This window comes from Wohlfahrtiimonas larvae, from assembly GCF_002006755.1.
GTDB classification, from domain to species: Bacteria; Pseudomonadota; Gammaproteobacteria; order Cardiobacteriales; family Wohlfahrtiimonadaceae; genus Wohlfahrtiimonas; species Wohlfahrtiimonas larvae.
Window position 1 is genome coordinate 60255 of the sequence record NZ_MVDO01000019.1, and the last position, 21083, is coordinate 81337.

Sequence of the window (21083 nt, forward strand, 5' to 3'; positions counted from 1 at the left end):
TTTAATATTATATTTCAGGAGTTTTATCATGAGTAATTTACAAGCATTGCGTGAAAAATATGTTGCGCGTGGCGTGAGTACTGGTAATTTGAATGTTGCAGTGACAGCAAAAAATGCAACCGTAGTGATGGAAGATGGTAGAGAATATATCGATTTTGCAGGTGCAATCGGTGTGATGAATGTAGGCCATAGCCATCCAAAAGTAATCGAAGCTGTTAAAGCACAATTAGAACATTTTACGCATCCAGGTTTTAACGTTGTGATGTATGAAGGTTACATTCAAGTGTGTAAAAAGCTTTGTGAAATTACAGCAGGTGATCATGAAAAGAAAGCGATTTTATTAAATTCAGGTGCTGAAGCGGTAGAAAATGCTGTAAAAATTGCGCGTCGTTTTACAGGTAAATCAGGTGTTGTTGTATTTAACCGAGCATTTCATGGCCGTACAAACTTAACAATGGGCATGACAAGCAAAGTTAAACCTTATAAAGAAGGTTTCGGTCCATTTAACTCAGATGTATTCCAAGCACCGTTCCCATTCACTTATGAACGTCCAAAAGGCATGAGTGAAGATCAATATATTGATGGTGTGATTGCTGCTTTTGATGAATTCTTTAGAGGTACAACTTGCCCAAGCATGGTTGCTTGCGTGGTGATGGAGCCTGTTCAAGGTGAAGGTGGATTCATCATTCCACCTAAACGCTTTGTTGAACATGTTTATAATTTCTGCCAAGAAAATGGCATTGTGTTTGTGGCAGATGAAATACAAGCAGGTTTTAGCCGTACAGGTAAATTATTTGCAATGGAACACTTCGGTATCGTGCCTGATTTGATGACAACATCTAAATCATTAGCAGCAGGTATGCCTTTAAGTGCTGTAGTTGGTCGTGCGGAAATCGTGAATGAGCCAACTGCTGGTCAATTAGGTGGTACATTTGCAGGTAATCCATTGGCTTGTGCTGCAGCGTTGGCTGTGATGGATATTGTTGAAGAAGAAAAATTGAACGAAAAATCTGAAATCTTGGGGGCTAAATTAGAAGCATTCTTGGTTGATATGCAAAAAACACATACTTACATCGGTGATATCCGCCGTTTAGGGGCAATGGTTGCTGCTGAATTGACAGATCCAGAAACAGGATTGCCTGATGCAAAACGCACAGCGATTATTACAAAATATGCAAATGATAATGGCTTATTATTGCTATCAGCGGGCTTAAATTATAATGTTATCCGTTTCTTATCACCATTAACCATCAGCGATGAAGAATTGGCAAAAGGTTTGGCAATTCTAGAAGCAGGTTTAGTAGAAGCAAGTAAAAACTAATAAAGGATCATAATTCAATGAATGAATTGAAAGTTTATAATCCTGCAACAGGTGATCTATTGGCAACTTTGCCAATGGATACTCAGGATGAAATTATTGCAAAGTTAAAGTCAGGGCATGATGCATTAGCAACTTGGCGTAATACTTCTGCTTATGAGCGTTCTACTTTGATTTCAAAATGGGCTGATTTGATCATGCAACACAAAGAGTCCATTGCAAAAATTATGACGGAAGAAAATGGCAAACCTTATAAAGAATCATTGGGTGAGGTTGCTTATGCAGTCAGTTACCTAACTTGGTATGCAGAAGAAGCGAAACGAGTTTATGGTCGCACCATTCCAGCAGGTTCAATGAATAAACGTATCATTGTAACGCGGCAAGGTGTTGGATTGGTTGCGGCTATTACTCCTTGGAATTTTCCAGCTGCAATGATGACACGTAAAGCAGGGCCGGCCTTGGCAGCTGGCTGCACGTTTATCGTAAAACCAGCAGAAGATACACCATTGACGATGATTCGTTTAGTGGAGTTAGCACATGAGGCAGGTATTCCCAAAGATGTTGTGCAGTGTGTGATTGGTGAAGGTGCTAAAGTTGGCCCTGTGTTCACAGAGAGTCAATATGTGCGCAAGATTACATTCACAGGTTCAACGCCAGTAGGCAAACGTTTAATCAGTGAAAGTTCCAATACCGTAAAACATGTTTCTATGGAATTGGGTGGGCATGCACCATTCATCATCTGTGAAGATACTGATATTGATTTTGTGATTGGTCAGGCTATTGCATCTAAGTTCCGTAATGCTGGCCAAACTTGTGTATGTGCGAATCGTTTCATTGTGCATAAGAATGTATTGGCTGAATTCAGTGAGAAATTTGCTGCAGCAGCCAAGGCGTTAAAAGTTGGTAATGGCATGGATGAAAGCACTGATATTGGTCCTTTGATCAATAAAAAAGGTTTTGACAAGGTTGCTGCACAAATTGAAGATGCCAAAGCAAAAGGTGCTTCTGTATTGGCGGGTGGTAATGTGATTGTGGATACAGAGAAAAATACATTTTTTGTCGAGCCAACAGTATTGGGAAATGTCACATTGGACATGGATATTATGTGCGATGAAACATTTGGCCCTGTTGCACCAATCATTGGTTTTGAATCCATTGATGAAGCTTTGGAAATTGCTAATGGTACACCATTTGGATTAGCAGCTTACTATTTCACAAATAATTACAAAACAGGCATTTATCTTCAAGATAACCTTGATTTTGGTATTATTGGTTGGAATGATGGCTTGCCAAGTGCTGCACAAGTGCCGTTTGGTGGTTTTAAAGAAAGTGGCTTAGGCCGGGAAGGTGGAATCGAAGGCATTGAGCCTTACTTAGAAACTAAATATTTATCTATAGGTAATTTATAGTTTTCTATGAAAAAAGCGTTATATATTTTTAATAATATATAACGCTTTTTTGTGTTAAGGTGTTGTGCATAAATAAGATATATGTCGCTGACTGTCAATAATAGCAAGAAGGGAGGGTTATATAAATGTTCAAAAAACTTTGTATAGTAACTTTAGTAGTTGCATCGTTGAATTATGCCAATGCCGTTGAAATAGATGAAACTCATGCTTCAATACTACCTGAGGATGTTCAGTTACTATTAAAAAAATCACAAGAATGTGCATATTGGATTGATCAATGGGATCATAACTTAGATGAACCACATAAAAAACATATTGAGATTAATGTCAATAATATATGTTTTTCAATCATTGAGGAACGAACACATTTGATGGAAAAATATAAAGATTCACCTGAAATTCTTGAACATTTACAATAGAAAATATAATGTATTCATAGCTTTATTGTTTTAGGCTCGATACCTTGTTGACGATAGAATTTGAATCTCTCACGACCACGCGCTAAATAACTAGGTTCACTGTATAAGATTTCAATGATGCGATTATATTGATTGAAATTTTCAGGTACATGATCTGCTAATTGAATGAGTAGGTCTTTTTTAGGTGTATTAGGTTCAAAGTTTGCGAGAATGATATGATCAATATCATCTACTTCATCATTACTATTGACTAAAATATGTGGAATAAAACTCGTTTCTGAAAATGACCATAAATAATCATCGATAGGCTGTAGTATTTGAGGATGGTTACTGTAAATAAGGACTTGATTCTCTGCGGCATAAGCCTTAATGGTTAGTTTTACAATAGTTTTATAAAAGTCCTTGATATTGTTGCTTTCTAGTACATAAAAAGATACATTTGGCATAATTCTTTCACAAAATAAAAGTATTGTATGAAGTTTTTCTGAAAAAATCAGGATTAAAGGTTAAAATCCACGGTTTATATTTATTCCTATTGTAGATTAGGACATTAGAATTCATGAAATTTTCATTATTATCGACAGATGGCAATGCTCGCCGTGGTCGATTGACATTTGAAAGAGGTGTCGTTGAAACACCTATCTTTATGCCTGTGGGTACAATTGCTACTGTTAAAGGTTTAACGCCAAAGAATTTGTTAGAAGCCAATGCTCAGATTATTTTGGGCAATACATTTCATTTATGGTTGCGTCCTGGTTTAGATGTGATCAATGCACATGGTGATCTGCATGATTTTATGAAATGGGATAAGCCAATTTTAACGGATTCAGGTGGGTTCCAAGTGTTTTCATTGGCAGAACTCCGTAAAATCACTGAAGAAGGTGTGACTTTTAGATCGCCATTTGATGGTCGTAAATGCTTTTTAGATCCTGAAACGTCAATGGAAATTCAGCGTCGCTTGGGTTCTGATATTGTGATGGCATTTGACGAATGCACACCATATCCTGCAGATTATGAAACGGCACGGAAGTCGATGGAAATGTCTATGCGTTGGGCAAAACGTTCTAAAGATGCCTTTGAAGGTAATCCTAATGCGCTATTTGGTATTGTACAAGGTGGAATGCATGAGGAATTGAGAACTCGTTCCATTGAAGCATTGTTAGACATTGATTTCCATGGTTATGCTGTGGGAGGCTTGGCTGTTGGTGAGCCAATGGAAGAGCGTCATCGTATTTTAGAACATTTAACACCTCAAATGCGTGCTGATAAACCACGTTATTTAATGGGGGTTGGTAAGCCAGAAGATTTGATAGAAGGGGTTGAACGTGGTATTGATATGTTTGACTGCGTAATGCCGACACGTAATGCGCGTAATGGCCATTTATTCACACGTTATGGTGATGTACGCATTCGAAATGAAAAGTATAAATTTGATACTAATCCTGTGGATCCAAGTTGTTCATGTTATACCTGTCAAAATTTCTCACGTAGCTATTTACGCCATTTAGATAAAACAAAAGAAATTTTGGGTGCACATTTAAATAGCATTCATAATATTCATTATTATTTACAATTGATGCAAGAAATTCGTGATAGTTTAGATGCGGGCAAGTTCCAAGAGTTTAAACGTAAGTTCTATAGCGATCGCCAAACTCTTTCAAAGGATTAATTGATGCGCATTATCCGCCACTATATTTCTAAAGAAGTATTATTTACATTTGGTGCAACATTAATTGTTCTTTTAGCAATTTTGTTGGTCCAACGTCTAGCTTTGATGTTGAATGAAGTGATCAGTGGTGGAATATCTCCGAATATTATTTTATCAATGATTGGAGTGCAGGTTTTACGATTTATTGCCGAATTAGTCCCCTTAAGTTTTTTATTAGCATCAATTGCTGCATTTGGGCGTTTATATAAAGATTCTGAGATGGTGGCAATGTTTGCCTTAGGTATGCCATTATCAACTTTATATCGTTTATTATTTCAATTGGCTATTCCTCTGTCCATCATATTGCTATTATTGAATTTTTTTCTGATCCCTCATTTTTCTTTGCGGTTTCATGATATTCAGCAACAAGCACGAGAAGAGGCTCAGTTAACGATCATTAAGGCAGGGACTTTTAAAGAGCTATCACGAGGTAAAAATATTGTCTATGTTCGTGAGATTTCTGATAATCAGCAGGAGATCAAAGATGTTTTTATTAAAACCTTAGAAAATGATGGTGCATATTCAGTTACTCTAGCAAAAACGGGTCAACAAGAAATAGATGTTCAGACTGGTATTCGTTTTTTAGTTTTGAATGATGGCAAGCGTTATACATTTTTCCAAAATGGTGGAGTTGATATTTTGGATTATGATGAAATTATTTTAAGACTAGATAGTACTGTTGAGCAAATGATACCTAAGATGGCAGCCTTTTCGAGTGCAGATATATTTGCTAGGCTTGATTTAATTTTCTTTCAGATGGAGTTTGAAAGGCGTTTATCTGCTTCCATTAGTTTATTGATACTCGTAATAATGATTCCTGCATTGGCTCATTCAGGGCCTAGGCAGGGGCGCTTTGGTAATTTATTGGCTGCAATTTTTGTATATGTTATTTATTTTAATCTATTGAATTTAGCGCAAACTTGGATGAGAAAAGGGACGACTCCATATTGGCTAGGGATATGGTGGGTACATATTGTGATGTTAGTGATTGCTGCTGTAATTGCGTATCGATTCAGTAAACGGATGTGATGATGATAAAGATAGATCGTTATATTTTATGGACAACATTCATCACGGTGATTGGTAGCTTAGTTTTGTTATCCATTATTGAAACTTTTTTTACGTTTTTAAATGAATTGGGTGATGTTGGCCAAGATGATTATAAGATTACAGATGTATTACTATATTTGTTATATGATTTACCTGTTCGTTTGAATCGCATGATTCCCATGGGACTTTTATTAGGGATTTTGATCGGATTGGGGCAATTAGCATCAACGAATGAGCTCACAGTTATGCGGGCAGCAGGCCTCAGTAAATTCCGTGTTCTATGTGGTGCTATTTTTACAGTTATTATTATGAGTATTTTTTCATTTTTATTGAGTGAAAATATAATACCTAAGACATCTATACAAGCAGAATTATACCAAAATAAACAGAGCACTAATGAAATAGTGCAAGATGGCTTTTGGGCAATTTCTAATTCAGAAATAGTGAATGTTTCTGCAATTCATGATGGAAACTTAAAAAATATCACAATGTTTGATATTGAGGATCAGAGCATTAAAAGTATTATTCAATCACCTAATGCATATCTAGACCGCAGAGATTGGATTATGTCAGATGTAACAACAACAATTTTTAATGAAGAATCGATTACGCGCCAAGATGAAGGTAATCTTACTTTTCCTAATTTAATTGATCAGCGTATTTTGGACGCTTTAATTGCTAAACCTGAAAACTTATCAGCTAAGAATTTATGGCGTTTTATTCGTTATATGGAAAAGAATGGCTTAGATAGTGCAGAATATCGATTAGCATTTTGGACAAAAGTATTCAGTCCTTTTATGAATTTTGTGATGTTGGTGATTGTTGCACCATTAGTTTTTTCACAAAATCGTCAAGGTAATTTGGGTATGCGTATTTTCTTGGGGATTATGATAGGTTTGATCATTTATCTTGCAACTAGGATTTTGAGTCATACAATTTTAATTTTTGGCTATCCACCTATTGCAGGTGCAATTTTACCAATCGTTGTAGCGCTGCTGATCGCCTTTATATTATTTAAATTTGTGGCATCTAAATAAGATTTAATCGCTTTGGTAAGGGATTAAGATGAAAAATAATAATAAACACAAAGTCATCGCAGGCATTAAAAAAAGATTACAGATCATTGCGATATTATCTGTAATAGCGCTTACATTGGGTCAGCTTGGAAAAATATATTGGGTCTTGGATCTATTTAGCCATTTCACTTGGTTATATCTGCTCAGCTCAATCATTGGTATTTTTGTTTTTAAAAGAATTATTATTAAAGTATGTTTCTGCATCATGGTTTTGGCTCTATTATATATTTCCATACAGCCAATATATTTTATGCCATCTAGAATGGCTCAGCCTCAAAATATGGTCAGTTTGGTGAGTTATAATTTGAGCTTCGATCACAATGAGAAGATGAAAGAGCTAATCAAATTAGAAGCAAAAATGAGTGATCCTAATTTAGTGTTATTTGCAATCGAATATAATTCTGAATGGGATACAGTTTTTAAATTAAAGTATAAAGATTTATATCAATGTGGAAAAGTTGATGATTCACCATTTGGCTTAGCATTGTATAGCCCATTAAAGCTTGATAGCTGTGAGATTTTATATCCGATTGATGGCTTAAAGCAATACCCCTATATTCGTGCAGAACATAAAGGCTTAGTCATTTATGGTATTCATCCACCGCCACCAATTAATTCAGAATTGGCTAATATCAGAGATGAAAGCTTGATGAATTTTGCAGTACAAATTAGCAATGAAAAATCAGATTCTATTGTTGTGATGGGGGATTTTAATATTTCGCCATATTCGCCAGTTTTTAGAGATTTTATTAACACAGCTAGAGTGTTTGAAACTAAAAATAGATTAATACCAACTTGGTCATTGGGATTGATTAATATTGATCACATATTAGTGAGAAATCTAGAGTTTTTAGAAATAGACGGCAGTCGAATAGGTTGGTGGCGAGGATCAGATCATCGCCCAATATTCATGAATTATCGATATTATTGATCTCGTTTTTTATCACTCCATAACGCCATTTTTTGTTCAATTGAGAGTTCATCTTTATTTTGTTTTCTGAGTATATACAAAAGGATGGTGAATATTGGGAAAATCACTCGAGCATATGGAAAAAATGGTGAGTGGATATATAAAAATGAGAATGCTCTGCGCACTGGTACTTCGCTTGGAAAGAAAATTAGCATAATGCTGATAATGAATGAGAATACTAATAAGGCTTCTACCAAAACTCTTTGTTTGCCATCCATGAGATTATATCCAAGATATTAATAATTCTATATATTATAGCGCTTATCTAATCAATGGTGATTGATAAACATATTATTATGATTTAGGTTATAGGAATATTATTTACATCAATAAAGAAACCTGCCAAAGCAGGTTTCTTTAAGTTAATGATCAGCAATTATTTTGCTTTACGCTTAGCAGCAGTACGTAAACGCAATGCATTCAATTTAATGAAGCCGCTTGCATCTTTTTGATCGTATGCACCAGCATCATCTTCAAATGTTGCGATGCTTTCATCAAACAATGATTCATCAGATTTACGGCCAACAACGATGACGTTGCCTTTGTATAATTTTAAGCGCACAACGCCTGAAACGTGTTCTTGTGATTTATCGATTGCAGCTTGCAACATTTCACGCTCTGGGCTCCACCAGTAACCATTGTAGATCAATGATGCATAACGAGGCATCATTTCATCTTTTAAGTGAGCAGCTTCACGATCTAAAGTGATAGATTCGATTGCACGGTGAGCTTTCAAAATGACTGTACCAGCTGGTGTTTCATAGCAACCACGTGCTTTCATACCAACATAACGATTCTCAACAATATCAACACGGCCAACACCATTTGCACCAGCGATTTTATTTAATTCTTCCATCACAGTTGCAGGTGATTTAGCAACACCATCAATTGCGACAACATCACCTTTTTCGAATGTTAATTCGATATATGTTGCTGTATCTGGTGCTTCTTCAGGAGAAACAGTCCAGCGCCACATATCAGCTTCTGGTTCAGTCCATGGATCTTCCAATACCAAACCTTCATAAGAGATGTGCAGTAAGTTTGCATCCATTGAATATGGAGATTTTTTACCACCACGATCAATAGAGATATTATTCTTTTCAGCATAGTTTAGTAATTTTTCACGAGACATTAAGTCCCATTCACGCCAAGGAGCGATTACTTTAACATCTGGTTTCAATGCGTACGCGCCTAATTCAAAACGAACTTGGTCATTACCTTTACCTGTTGCGCCATGAGAGATTGCATCTGCATTTGTTTCGTTAGCAATTTCGATCAAACGTTTTGCAATCAATGGGCGAGCAATAGAAGTACCTAATAAGTACTCACCTTCGTAGATTGTGTTTGCACGGAACATTGGGAAGATGAAATCACGTGCAAATTCTTCACGTAAATCATCGATGTAAATTTCTTTCACGCCCATGGCTTGTGCTTTAGCGCGTGCAGGTTCAACTTCTTCGCCTTGGCCTAAGTCAGCTGTGAATGTCACAACTTCACATTGATATTCATCTTGTAACCATTTTAGGATGACAGATGTATCTAAGCCACCAGAATAGGCTAGAACAACCTTATTCACTTTACTCATTAATAAACTCTCCTACTGACATGTTAATCATTATTACCTTTGATTTGGCAAAGGAATTCCAAATCAGGAATGCTTTGCTTATTTGAAATGAAGAAGATCATGTGGTCATTTTCTTCTATCACTGAAGTTCTGTGGGATACGATCACTTGTTGGCGACGAATGATACCTGCTAATGTAATACCTTCTGGCCAATCAATCTCATCTACAACTTTCCCAATAATTTTAGATGTATCTGGCGTACCATGTGCCACTAATTCGATAGCTTCTAAATCGCCTGTTCCTAATGAATAGAGTTGGACAACATCACCTTTACGAATGTAAGTTAACAATACACCTAACGTTACCTGTTGTGGTGAGAATGCGATATCAATATTGGATTCATTTTCAACTAAATCAACAAATGCGCTGCGATTGATCAATGTGATGACACGTTTTGCACCTAAGCGTTTTGCAAGCATGCTTGATAAAATGTTGGTTTGCTCATCTTCTGTCACTGCGCAGTAAACATCGATCTGATCAATATTTTCTTCATATAATAAAGATTCATCTGTACAGTCACCATTTAAAACAAGAGCATTTTTGAGATGTGAGGTTAGGCGTGCAGCATTTCTCTTATCAACCTCGATAATTTTTACTCGTAAATCATCTTCTAAGGCACTTGCCAAGCGATAACCAATGTTGCCACCACCTGCGATCATTACTTTTTTAGCAATCTTTGTGGAAGGGCGAATTTCTGCCATAACTAATTTTGCATGTTTTTGTGGGCAGAGGTAATAAACTTCATCACCTTCTAAAATAACAGATTCACCACTGAGTTCTAAGGCTTCATCGCCACGAAAAATGGCAACAATACGCACATCGATGTTGGGTAAATGATTTGGTAAATCTTTAATGGGAGAGCCAACTAATCGTCCACCTTCTTCAGCCTCTGCTGCTACGATTAATACACGGCCACGATCAAAGCGCAATACTTGCTGTGCACCAGGTAAGTTGATAATATTTTTTAGTCGTTCTTTAACAAGAATCTCAGGGCTGATGATGACATCAATATTGAAGGCTTTTTCTAATTCATGGCCAAAAATATCAGCATATTCAATATATGATTGAGAACGAATACGAGCAATTTTTAATCGAACACTGAATAAGGTATGCGCTAATTGACAGGCTATCATATTCACTTCATCACTAGATGTTACTGCAATGATAATATCAGTTTCTTTTGCACCAGCTTCGTCTAGAACATGAGGAAGAGAGGCATTGCCCACAACTGTTCTAATGTCATAGCGATCTTGAAGATTCGCTAAAACATTGGCATTAACATCAACGATTGTTACTTCGTGTTTAGCCTCTTGCGAAAGAATATTTGCGGCGTTAGAGCCAACTTGTCCTGCGCCTAGAATTAAGATTTTCATATAAAAGACACAATTTTAAAAAGAAAGCAGATCATTGTATGGAGTTAAGCTATAGTTTTCAACAAATAATTGATTTTTGCATCGTTGAGATCAATAATGCTCAGCGATACTTGAAAAATAATAATTTTAAATAGCTATGAATAGTATAATCTAGCATTATATAAAATGTTTTGTGGTTATTAATCTATCTATAAGGAGTTTTGGCATGGGTGAGTATTTAATTGCTTTTATCTTAGGTGGTGTTGCTGGTATTGTCATCGGATTAATTGTTGGTCGAATGGGCGGTAGCTCTAATGCAGATGTTGTAACAAAGTTGAATCAAGAATTAGATGAAGTGAAAGAGAAATTAAAACAACAAACAGAACATTTTGCAGAAAGTGAAAATATGTTGCATAAAATTGGTACTGATCTGAAAGATTTGTATCAGCATATGAGTAAAAATGAAATATCAACTTTGAAGGAAAAGTTCAAAGGATTAGTAATTGAAGCAGATACTCAAGTTGATGAAATTGCACATAAAGCAGATGATATTGTGAAAGATGTCAAAGAAACTGCTGAAAAAGTACAAGATAATGTTGTAGAGAAGGCTACTGATGTTAAAGAACAGGTTGAAGAAAAAATTGCAGCTGTGAAAGAAGTCATTGTAGAAAAATCTTCCAATATTCAAGAAAAAGTTTCCGAAGAGGTAGAGGAGGTCAAAGAAAAAATGACTAAAACTACTGAAGATATGAAAGAAAAAACAGATGAAGCAATGGATAAAGTGATCGATGAATTGAAAGATTCTACAGAGACAAAAGAGAAAAAATAGTCAATTCCAATGGTAATATCTTAAGATAAGAAAAAGGTTAGAGAAAAACTCTAACCTTTTTTATTATGCTCATATAATTTATAAATTAATTTTTAGGTGTTTGATTGAATGCCTCTAAGTCATCTAATTCTTTTTGTGGTAAATTTGGCACTTTTGTGCAAATTTGAATATTTTGTGCTTCTAGTTCTTTGCAAATATTTTTTAAGCTATTATCTAAGCTTTGAATATGATCCAATAATAGGTTGATGGCTGTTGCTGCAGGATCAGGTGTGTCATTTTCAACACCATAAGCTGTAAATAGCTTCGTAGTAATTTCAGCAGTGATTGTGTCTTTTTTGACAATACGAGCGGGAATACCTACCGCAGTTGAGTTTTCAGGTACTGCTTTTGTGACAACAGAATTAGAACCAACTTTGGCATTATCCCCTAAAGTGATTGGCCCTAAAATTTTAGCACCTGCACCAATGATGACATTATTACCTAAAGTAGGGTGACGTTTGCCTTCATTCAAACTTGTACCACCTAATGTTACGCCATGATATAACGTACAATCATCACCGATTTCGGTCGTTTCCCCAATCACAACACCCATGCCATGATCAATAAAGAATCGACGGCCAATTTTAGCACCAGGATGAATTTCAATGCCTGTTAAAAATCTTGTTACGGTTGATAACCAACGTGCGATGAGCTTGAGGTGATGATTCCATAAGAAATGGGAGATTCTGTGACCCCATAAAGCCCATAAGCCAGGATATGCAACCAATACTTCAATGGTATTACGTGCAGCGGGATCTTTAGCATGAATGGTTTGGATATCTTCTTTGATGTACTTAATCATGACTGATCTTCCTGTTAATAGAAGTTAATACCCCGCGTAATAAATGAATTTCTGAGGCTGTTAAATCTCGTTTTTGAAATAAATGACGAATTTTTTTCATAATATTTTTAGGTTCAGTAGGATCTAAAAATTCCGTTTGGAATAAAATATCTTGAAAGTGTTTATAAAAACCTTCTCTCATTTCGCTTGTAGCTAGTTCGTCTGTTGCTTCATTGGCCTGAATCAATGGCAGGTCTAATGTCTTTTTATGAGCTTTGTGTAACTCATAGCTCACCACTTGAATAGCAGCGCCAATATTAAGTGAATTATAGCTATTTTCACTGGGAATAGTCATCATGCGTTGGCAAAGATCGATTTCCTCATTAGTCAAACCTGTACGCTCTGTACCAAAGACAAAAGCAATTTGTTGACCTTCATTCTTAATGCCTTGTAAGGCTTCAACTGCCGCTTCTTCCACTGTGTGTAATTTAGAAGAGATATAACGTGGGCGTGCTGTCGTTGCATAAGCAACGTGACAATCTTTTAATGCTTCTTCTAATGTTGGTACAACAATAGCGTTTTCTAAAACATCCACTGCACCACTTGCCAATGAAATCGCCTCTTGGCTTGGGAATTGTTTTGGTTCAACTAAGACAAGGTTATATAAACCCATAACGCGCATTGCTCGAGCTGCTGCACCAATGTTGCCGGAATGAGATGTTCGCACCATTACGATACGAATTTGATTCAATAATGTTTCTGGAAATGGTTTTTTCATGTGAACTTCAAAGACTAAAATTTAAGAAATCGCACGGCCAACGAATAAGCCGAGTAGTGCGAAGGTGATCCCTAAAATGATACTACTGCTGACATATAAAATCAGCGTAAATATTTTACCTTCTTGGAGTAATTGCAGATTTTCAATAGAGAAAGTTGAAAAAGTCGTATAGCCACCACAAAATCCTGTGATTAAAAGATATTTTAATAAGGTGTCATTGCCTAATTTAGGTAATAACCACGCAGTTAAAATTCCGATGAGGAATGAACCTGCTATATTAATAGAGAAGGTTGCGAGTGGAAAGGATTGATGCCAAAATCGATTAATGATGAGCGCACTGAAATGTCGGCCCATTGCACCTAAGCCACCGCCTAATCCCACCATTAAAAATGCTAAGTACTGATTCATTCTCTGCTCAAAATATGAATTAAACTTTTATTGTATAGAGATTTTTAAAAAAAGCCTATGGTTGGTGGCTGAGTTTTTGTAGAGAAAAACTATTTTAACTTATTTTAATAATTCGCCCATGTTCAATCTCAATAATCGCATCACCAAAAACTTTGGCATCTTCGGGATCATGAGTGATTAATATCATCGGGATGTTGAGTTTCTCTTGCACTTCAGCTAATTCTTTTCGCATGATGGCACGAAGGTTGGTATCGAGCGCAGAAAAAGGTTCATCCAATAGAATGGCTTTAGGGTTCACAATCAGAGCGCGGGCAAGGGCAACGCGCTGCTTTTGTCCGCCAGAGATTTCATCAGGGTATTGGAATTGTATGCCTTCCAATTTAAATAACTCTAACCAATATTGGACAGCCTCAGGCACAGAATGTTTACGCCCATTGATGATGGAATGATGCAGTGCAAAGCTAATATTTTGTGCGACATTTAAGTGAGGAAATAGGGCATAGCTTTGGAATAAGTATGCCAATGATCTTTGCTGTGGTTTAAGGTTAATTTTTTTTGTAGAATCAAATAAGCAACGATCTTGTAGAGTAATTTTACCTGAATCAGGTGTGATCAATCCTGCAATGGTTTTTAATAAAACGCTTTTACCGGAGCCTGATGCTCCTAAAATTACTAAACGATTAGCTTCTGTTTGGTAAGTAGCATTCAGGGTAAAAGAACGCTTATAAGCTGTGAGGGTTTTATGAACAGAGAAAGCAATATTCATAATCATGCCCTTGGTTTGCGTGGGTTTAAGAAAGTTGCAGCCATTAAAATCACAATGCAAACAGCAGATGTTAATAAAACTAAGTAATTGGCTGTTTTGTAATCAAATGAGTTATAAGCACGATAAATGGCAATGGATAATGTTTGTGTTTTTTGAGTTGCACCTGCAACCATTAATGTTGCACCAAATTCCCCTAATGCGCGCGCAAATGCTAATAAAATCCCTGATAAAATTCCGCGCCAAGCTAAGGGTAATGTGACACGAAAAAAGATTGCAACGTGAGAAATGCCTAGCATGCTCGCTGCTTGCTCAAATTCACGGTTCACATCTTCAAAGGCGGCACGAGCTGGTTTTAATATTAATGGGAATGCAACGATTGTGGCGGCAATGACAGCGGCTTGCCATGTGAAAATTAGGCGAATGCCAAAACTTTCATAGAGCCATTGGCCCAACCAACTTTTTTGTCCAATCAGAGTTAAAAGGTAATAACCTAAAACAGTGGGTGGTAAGACCATGGGCAATGTTAGGATTGTATCTAAAAGATTTTTACCCCAAAAGTTTGCTCTGGCTAAGAAAAACCCGATTAAAATACCGAACACAGAACCGATCAATGTTGCTAAGCCAGCAATTTTGAGTGTTAGCAGTAAAATCGGGTAAATAGATTCTAACATTAAGGTTTAGTAAATCCGTAATCTTCTAAGATTTTTTGGCTTTCTGGCGTGAAAATGAATTCATAGAAACGCGCGCTACCATCTTTGCTTTCTTTGGTTAAAGCAATTGGGTAAGAGATTTCAGTTTGTGTTGGCACTGTAAATGCAACATTGACTTCATCTTTCAGGATTGCCGCATCTGTACCATAAACAAAACCTGTTTCAGTTTCGCCTTGTGCAACGTATGCTAAAGATTGGCGAACACTTTCAGTTTCAATAAATTTTGGCTCTAAATCAGTCCATAACTTAGCAGCTTCTAAAACACCTTTTGTATAGCGGCCAACAGGTACGCTTGCAGGATTTGCTAGAGCAATTTTATGGACATCTGTAGCTTTTAGATCATCTAATGTTTTGATAGTTAACTTGCTATCTTTACCGATAACAACAACCAATGTGTTTTTAACAAAAGTTTTACGTGTGCCATCTTTGATTAATCCTTTTTCGACTGCTTTATCCATGGTTGTTTGGTCAGCAGAAGCAAAAATATCAACAGGAGCACCATTTTCCATCTGTTGCAATAAAGCACCTGAACCTGCATAATTCAGCATAACTTTATCTTCAGGGTGTACTTTTTCATAGTTTTTAGCAATATCATTGAATGCATCAGTTAGGCTTGCAGCTGCTGAAACCATAATTTCTTCTGCATTTGCCATTGTGAATATAGATGCGAGTAGTGCTGTTGCAATTAATTGTTTTTTCATACAAGCTCCACTTTATAAATAAATGAGTAGAGTCGTAATATACACTTTTATATATCGAAATACAATTGAACTAATGAGTCATCACAATCCATCCTAATCCTTGTTCTTGTGAGTAATGGATAAATCTTTCTGTGGGTTCATTGCTGATGGAGAATCCTTTGCCAGGTTTTAGAATTACATTATGTAATGGCCATTTTACATTAGAAATAGAGACGTTTTCTAAGGTTGTAATCGGAATGATGCTAACATGTTTGAATGATTTAGCTTCTAAAATGCGTTGGATTTTATGATTTAAAGAATATAATTCAGTTAGCCCATCTGTATGAAATATCTGTAAATCAGGATGATTGAGCAAAATCATAAATAAGCTTAATTGATGATCTAATCTGCCACCTGTACCGCCAATCATGACGCAGTCGCTAATATTCAATGATACTGCTTTATTTAGTGCTATTTCTGTATCTAATAAATCTTTATCTGTCGGGAAAACTTCTGTTGGAATATGTGCAAATATTGTTTGACTATTTTCTTGACAAGAATCAAAGTCACCTACCCACAGGTGCGGCTCAATATTTAAAAGTGAGCTGTGTTCGATGCCACCATCCACCGCAATGATGTAATCATTTTTTTGAAAAAAGTTTTTAAATTTAGTGTAATCGATCGTGCCAGGTAACAATAAAATTAAGCGATCAAACATTTTGAGCCTTTTGTTTCGTGGAAGTTGGGGGGAGAAAAATGTATAATAACGCGTTTCTGATTTTTCATCATTAAATAGAGGTTATAATATGAGTTTTGATTCAATCCCAGCTGCTAAAGATTTAAGCAAAATCACAGAAGATTTTAACTGTATTATTGAGATCCCAGCAGAATCTGATCCTGTTAAATACGAAATTGAAGATGATTTAGTATGGGTTGATCGTTTTGTGGGTACAAATATGCGTTACCCAGCAAACTACGGCTATATTCCACAAACATTGTGTGATGATGGCGATGCATTGGATGTTTTAGTCGTGACACCATTCCCATTGATTCATGGCTGTGTTGTACGTGCGCGTCCTTTAGGTATGTTGAATATGACAGATGAATCAGGCGGCGATGCAAAATTAATCGCAGTACCTGTATCAAAATTGTGCCCAATGTATGACAATATTCAGTCAATTTCAGATTTACCAGAATTATTGGTTAAACAAATCGAATTCTTCTTCCAAAATTATAAAGGTTTGGAAAAAGGCAAATGGGTTAAATTAGATGGTTTCGGCTCTAAAGAAGATGCTGAAAAAGAGATCGTTAAATCATTAGAAATGTTCAATGCTAAGAAGTAATTAATTTAATTGCATTGAGTTCAATTTATATTTTGCCCGCAGGGCAAAATATTGAAAGAAAATATTATATTAAGTGTGATTATGTTTTTAATGAATATTCAAAAAGCTGCGTAATGCAGCTTTTTTATTGTCTGAGATTTTGTAAAAAGAGTTCAACGTATTTTGGTACAATTTTGCTTGCTAAGCCTTGATGTGATTCATCAAATTGTGATGTGCCTAAAGTTGGATCGAGATTCAATTCAACAGTATGAGCGCCATGAGATTTAGCATAACTCATAAAGCCAGCAGCAGGATAAACATTACCTGATGTACCAATTGAGATGAAAAAATCGGCTTGAGCTAGTTGATCATAAATATAATCCATTGCTAATGGCATCTCACCAAACCAAACAATGTGTGGGCGAAGTGTTGCGGTTTGACAGCATTCACATAATGAATTTTCTGTCACGTCAGCATGCCAATCATAGATTTGATCTGTAGTTGTACAGCGAACTTTTAAAAGCTCACCATGCATGTGAATTAAACTTTGACTGCCGGCGCGTTCGTGGAGATTGTCGACATTCTGTGTGACTAATAAGAAGTTTTGGCCCAAAGATTTTTCTAAATCCGCTAATGCAAAGTGAGCAGGATTCGGTTGAACACTAGGATGTTTGAGATGTTGTCTGCGCTCGTTATAAAATCTTTGAACTAATTTAGGATTAGCAAGAAAACCTTCTGGCGTTGCAACATCTTCAATGCGATGCTCTTCCCATAATCCATCGGAAGCTCGGAATGTACGAATGCCTGACTCAGCAGAAATGCCTGCACCAGTTAAAATAACAACACAAGGTAAAATAGACATCATAACCTCCGATGATGACAATGATTATTCTACGATGGTTAAACTTGGCTTTTTAGTTGTTTTCTTAGTTGTTGATTTTTTCGCTGAAGGTTTTTTAGGTTCGTCTTTACAGTCATTGCTGACAACAGAAAATGGTGAAGCATCTTTTTTAGTGCTCTTAACATCTTCTTCTTTAACAAAAGGGTTTTCTGTTAATGCTTCAGCTGGAAATTCAATACCATGACCATTCTCACGTGCATAAATAGCAATAATTGAACCAATGGGGGCATTGATATCTACAGATACGCCATTAAAACGTGTAGAAAATGAAATCCATTCATTACCAAGATTTAAGTTATGTATAGCTGAAGGTAAAAGGTTTAAAATAATTTTACCTTCAGATATATATTGTTCAGGGACTTCAACATAAGGCAATGTAGCATCAATAGCAATATATGGTGTGACATTATTGTCTAATATCCATTCATAAAATGCTCTGATGATATATGGCTTATTTGAAGTCATCATAATTTATCCTTTTGATTTGTAGTAATGTTGAACGCTTTCTCGATTTAATATATTACTACTATATTCTTTTGTTGCTGTAGCTTTTTCAGGCACATCAATTTGATAAATTTTCAAGTACCAAAAGAAAGGTGCTAATGAGGCATCAATAATACTAAAATCATTGCCTTGAAAATAAATATTGCCTTCAAATAATGGATCATAGCGCAATAACAAATCATTAATAGCTTTGCTAGATTTTTTATCAGCCTCCCCTTTTTTGATCACTTTTTCCAATAACGGGTACCATTCATGAATGATGCGTTTTAAAATCAATCTGAATTTACCACGATTGATAGGGTCATGAGGTAAAAGTGGTGGATGGGGGAAGCGTTCATCTAAAAATTCTAAGATAATGCTGGAATAATAGAGTGTAACTTCTTTTGTTTCTAAAGTTGGCAGAATTAATTGTTGGTTGATATCCAAAAGTTCTTCTGGTGGATTGGCGATATCAACATAAACAGCATCGCTTAATATATTTTTTTCTAATAATGTTATAGCAATGCGATCAGCATCTAATGAAGTGTTTTCTTGATAGAGCGTAAAGCCTGAACGACGTGTAGACATTTTATTCCTTATACTTACAAACAAAATGAAAAGAATGGGCTATCTATAAGATAGCCCATCTTCGATTTACATATTATTTAACATCTTTCCAGTATTCTCTATTCATAAAGTATGCACATACAGTGAATACAACTAAGAATAAAATTACCCATGGGCCATATTGTGCTCGTTTAATTTGAGCAGGTTCTGCCACATATGATAAGAAGTTAACAATATCGCGAGTTGCAGTTTGGTATTCCTCAGGAGTCATTTTACCTGGTTTAACCAATTCTGTACCAACAACTACAGACTGCATTTTACATTCTGCATCATCAGCAGCTTTACAGCCTGCAGGTAAGCGATCTTCATAGACTGGCTTATATTCACCTTGCAGTTCAACCAATACGTGTGGCATACCAACTGTTGGGAAGGCAATGTTGTTCACACCTAATGGGCGAGTATCATCCAAATAGAATGAATTCAAATAGTGATAAATATAGTCAGCACCATTTTTACGTGGTTCAACAGAGCCGTTTGGTGAGCCATCTCTTGCACGTGTGATGGTAGATAAATCAGGAGGAGCTTTACCAAACCATAAGTTTGAGTCAAAACGATTCATGGATGATTTCATTAAATCGCCAACTTTACTTGGTTGAAACTCGTTTTCACGTGTAGAGAAACTACCTGTATGAATTAATTTTTCTTTCACTTCATCATCAGTCATACCGATATCACGGCCTGTCACATTATAACGTTGAAACTCTAAAGAATGGCAACTGTGGCAGTACTGCATATATAATTCAGCACCATTTTGCAAAGATGCTTTATCATTCACATCGAGTTTTACAGGTGGCAAGCTATCTGCATTGGCAACTGTAGCTGACATTAATGAGAGCGTAATTAATAAAAGTTTTAATTTTTTCATTTCATTGTCACCCTTGTTGGCACTGGTTTTGTTTTATCTAGTTTGCTCCAAATTGGCATCAATAAGAAGAAAGCAAAATAGTAAACAGTACATAGTCTTGCAACTAATGTTCTACCAGCTGTTGCTTCAACAACACCTAAATATCCTAATACTAAGAAGCAGATTACAAATAATGTTAACAAGATTTTTGTTAATGGTCCTTTGTAACGGATAGATTTTACAGGGCTACGATCTAACCATGGTAATACAAATAGAACAGCAATCGCGCCACCCATACCAATAACGCCCCAAATTTGTGTACCAAACCAAGAAGGAATTGCACGTAAAATAGAGTAGAACGGCGTAAAGTACCATACTGGTGCAATATGAGCAGGTGTTGCTAATGGGTTAGCGGGCTCAAAGTTTGGTTTTTCTAAGAAGTATCCGCCCATTTCTGGTGCATAGAAAACAATTAATGCAAAGATAATCAAAAAGATACCTACTGCAAAAGTATCATGCACAGTATAATAAGGGTGGAATGGGATACCATCTAAAGGTTTGCCTTCTTCATCTAAATGATCTTTGATTTCGATACCATCGGGGTTATTAGAACCAACATGGTGAAGAGCCAAGATGTGACCAATTACTAAGAATACTAATACTAATGGTAGTGCAATAACGTGTAACGCAAAGAAGCGAGATACAGTTGCTGCAGAAATAACAAAGTCACCACGGATGAATTCTAATAAAGTATCACCAACATATGGGATTGCACCAAATAATGAGATAATTACTTGAGCGCCCCAGAATGACATTTGGCCATAAGGTAGTACGTATCCGATGAATGCTTCAGCCATCAATAATAGATAAATTAACATACCAAAGATCCATACTAATTCGCGTGGTTTACGGAAGGAGCCATACATTAAACCGCGGAACATGTGGATATAGACAACCACGAAGAACATTGACGCACCAACTTCATGCAT

25 protein-coding genes are annotated in these 21083 nt (G+C 36.1%); 9 read left to right on the forward strand and 16 right to left on the reverse strand.

The annotated features are described in order from the left end of the window. The first annotated feature begins 28 nt into the window (after positions 1-28). From gabT to BZK14_RS01405, 3 genes are all read left to right on the forward strand, one after another. Positions 29-1321, forward strand: coding sequence for a 4-aminobutyrate--2-oxoglutarate transaminase (gabT, locus tag BZK14_RS01395; protein ID WP_077924823.1), 1293 nt, complete (start codon positions 29-31; stop codon positions 1319-1321). Between the two features lie 17 nt (positions 1322-1338). Then, the gene (locus tag BZK14_RS01400) at positions 1339-2727 is read left to right on the forward strand and encodes an NAD-dependent succinate-semialdehyde dehydrogenase (RefSeq protein WP_077924824.1); all 1389 of its coding nucleotides are present in this window, start codon (positions 1339-1341) and stop codon (positions 2725-2727) included. A 125-nt stretch (positions 2728-2852) separates the two neighbouring features. Then, complete coding sequence (locus BZK14_RS01405) at positions 2853-3146, forward strand: hypothetical protein (protein WP_077924825.1); 294 nt, start codon at positions 2853-2855, stop codon at positions 3144-3146. Between the two features lie 14 nt (positions 3147-3160). On the opposite strand, the gene BZK14_RS01410 is transcribed toward BZK14_RS01405, so the two are convergent. Next, positions 3161-3592, reverse strand: coding sequence for a DNA polymerase III subunit chi (locus BZK14_RS01410; protein WP_077924826.1), 432 nt, complete (start codon positions 3590-3592; stop codon positions 3161-3163). Between the two features lie 113 nt (positions 3593-3705). Between BZK14_RS01410 and tgt the strand changes: the two genes are divergently transcribed. Genes tgt through BZK14_RS01430 form a run of 4 tightly spaced genes read left to right on the forward strand, consistent with a single transcriptional unit; the run spans position 3706 to position 7911 of the window. Beyond that, entirely contained in the window at positions 3706-4815 is a 1110-nt protein-coding gene (gene tgt / locus BZK14_RS01415; RefSeq protein ID WP_077924827.1) for a tRNA guanosine(34) transglycosylase Tgt, read from the forward strand. A gap of 3 nt (positions 4816-4818) precedes the next feature. Then, positions 4819-5883, forward strand: coding sequence for an LPS export ABC transporter permease LptF (lptF, locus tag BZK14_RS01420; RefSeq protein WP_077924828.1), 1065 nt, complete (start codon positions 4819-4821; stop codon positions 5881-5883). Then, positions 5883-6941 (forward strand): LPS export ABC transporter permease LptG, encoded by a 1059-nt coding sequence (gene lptG, locus BZK14_RS01425; protein WP_245831116.1) that lies wholly within the window; start codon positions 5883-5885, stop codon positions 6939-6941. Before lptF ends, lptG begins: the two co-directional genes overlap by 1 nt. A gap of 28 nt (positions 6942-6969) precedes the next feature. Then, on the forward strand, positions 6970-7911 hold the full coding sequence (locus tag BZK14_RS01430; RefSeq protein ID WP_077924830.1) for an endonuclease/exonuclease/phosphatase family protein: 942 nt from the start codon (positions 6970-6972) through the stop codon (positions 7909-7911). Here the strand turns inward: BZK14_RS01430 and BZK14_RS01435 are convergent. The 3 genes from BZK14_RS01435 to trkA form a co-directional block, all read right to left on the reverse strand. Next, positions 7905-8168, reverse strand: a complete 264-nt coding sequence (locus tag BZK14_RS01435; protein ID WP_077924831.1) for a hypothetical protein — start codon at positions 8166-8168, stop codon at positions 7905-7907. The genes BZK14_RS01430 and BZK14_RS01435 overlap by 7 nt on opposite strands. 158 nt (positions 8169-8326) lie before the next feature. Continuing rightward, on the reverse strand, positions 8327-9535 hold the full coding sequence (locus BZK14_RS01440; protein WP_077924832.1) for an argininosuccinate synthase: 1209 nt from the start codon (positions 9533-9535) through the stop codon (positions 8327-8329). A gap of 23 nt (positions 9536-9558) precedes the next feature. Next, positions 9559-10947: a Trk system potassium transporter TrkA gene (gene trkA / locus BZK14_RS01445; RefSeq protein WP_077924833.1), complete on the reverse strand. Its 1389-nt coding sequence runs from the start codon at positions 10945-10947 to the stop codon at positions 9559-9561. A gap of 205 nt (positions 10948-11152) precedes the next feature. Between trkA and BZK14_RS01450 the strand changes: the two genes are divergently transcribed. Next, positions 11153-11755, forward strand: a complete 603-nt coding sequence (locus BZK14_RS01450) for a ZapG family protein (protein WP_077924834.1) — start codon at positions 11153-11155, stop codon at positions 11753-11755. Between the two features lie 85 nt (positions 11756-11840). Here BZK14_RS01450 and epsC read toward each other — a convergent pair whose 3' ends face one another. The 7 genes from epsC to BZK14_RS01485 all read right to left on the reverse strand — a co-directional run bounded on the left by epsC (position 11841) and on the right by BZK14_RS01485 (position 16635). Beyond that, positions 11841-12596 carry a serine O-acetyltransferase EpsC gene (gene epsC / locus BZK14_RS01455; RefSeq protein WP_077924835.1) on the reverse strand — a complete coding sequence of 252 codons (756 nt, stop codon included), beginning with the start codon at positions 12594-12596 and terminating at the stop codon, positions 11841-11843. Then, positions 12589-13353, reverse strand: a complete 765-nt coding sequence (locus BZK14_RS01460) for an RNA methyltransferase (protein WP_077924836.1) — start codon at positions 13351-13353, stop codon at positions 12589-12591. Before BZK14_RS01460 ends, epsC begins: the two co-directional genes overlap by 8 nt. Positions 13354-13374: 21 nt before the next feature. Further along, entirely contained in the window at positions 13375-13761 is a 387-nt protein-coding gene (crcB, locus tag BZK14_RS01465; protein ID WP_077924837.1) for a fluoride efflux transporter CrcB, read from the reverse strand. A 94-nt stretch (positions 13762-13855) separates the two neighbouring features. Continuing rightward, positions 13856-14527 carry an ATP-binding cassette domain-containing protein gene (locus tag BZK14_RS01470; RefSeq protein ID WP_077924838.1) on the reverse strand — a complete coding sequence of 224 codons (672 nt, stop codon included), beginning with the start codon at positions 14525-14527 and terminating at the stop codon, positions 13856-13858. Positions 14528-14529: 2 nt separating this feature from the next. Then, positions 14530-15198, reverse strand: coding sequence for a molybdate ABC transporter permease subunit (gene modB / locus BZK14_RS01475; RefSeq protein WP_077924839.1), 669 nt, complete (start codon positions 15196-15198; stop codon positions 14530-14532). Next, the gene (gene modA / locus BZK14_RS01480; protein ID WP_077924840.1) at positions 15198-15938 is read right to left on the reverse strand and encodes a molybdate ABC transporter substrate-binding protein; all 741 of its coding nucleotides are present in this window, start codon (positions 15936-15938) and stop codon (positions 15198-15200) included. The genes modB and modA overlap by 1 nt, the downstream gene beginning before the upstream one ends. Positions 15939-16008: 70 nt before the next feature. Beyond that, positions 16009-16635 carry a thiamine diphosphokinase gene (locus BZK14_RS01485; protein WP_077924841.1) on the reverse strand — a complete coding sequence of 209 codons (627 nt, stop codon included), beginning with the start codon at positions 16633-16635 and terminating at the stop codon, positions 16009-16011. A gap of 88 nt (positions 16636-16723) precedes the next feature. Between BZK14_RS01485 and ppa the strand changes: the two genes are divergently transcribed. Then, a complete protein-coding gene (gene ppa, locus BZK14_RS01490) occupies positions 16724-17260 on the forward strand; it encodes an inorganic diphosphatase (protein ID WP_077924842.1) in 537 nt (178 codons plus the stop codon). 124 nt (positions 17261-17384) lie between these two features. Here ppa and cobB read toward each other — a convergent pair whose 3' ends face one another. The 5 genes from cobB to BZK14_RS01515 form a co-directional block, all read right to left on the reverse strand. After that, entirely contained in the window at positions 17385-18104 is a 720-nt protein-coding gene (cobB, locus tag BZK14_RS01495) for a Sir2 family NAD+-dependent deacetylase (protein ID WP_077924843.1), read from the reverse strand. Between the two features lie 21 nt (positions 18105-18125). Next, a complete protein-coding gene (locus BZK14_RS01500; RefSeq protein ID WP_077924844.1) occupies positions 18126-18608 on the reverse strand; it encodes a ClpXP protease specificity-enhancing factor in 483 nt (160 codons plus the stop codon). Between the two features lie 3 nt (positions 18609-18611). Beyond that, positions 18612-19211, reverse strand: a complete 600-nt coding sequence (locus BZK14_RS01505) for a glutathione S-transferase N-terminal domain-containing protein (RefSeq protein ID WP_077924845.1) — start codon at positions 19209-19211, stop codon at positions 18612-18614. 73 nt (positions 19212-19284) lie between these two features. Beyond that, positions 19285-20115 (reverse strand): cytochrome c1, encoded by an 831-nt coding sequence (locus BZK14_RS01510; RefSeq protein WP_077924846.1) that lies wholly within the window; start codon positions 20113-20115, stop codon positions 19285-19287. Further along, the coding region (locus BZK14_RS01515) for a cytochrome b (protein ID WP_077924847.1) at positions 20112-21083 on the reverse strand (972 nt) is incomplete at its 5' end. The genes BZK14_RS01515 and BZK14_RS01510, both read right to left, overlap by 4 nt.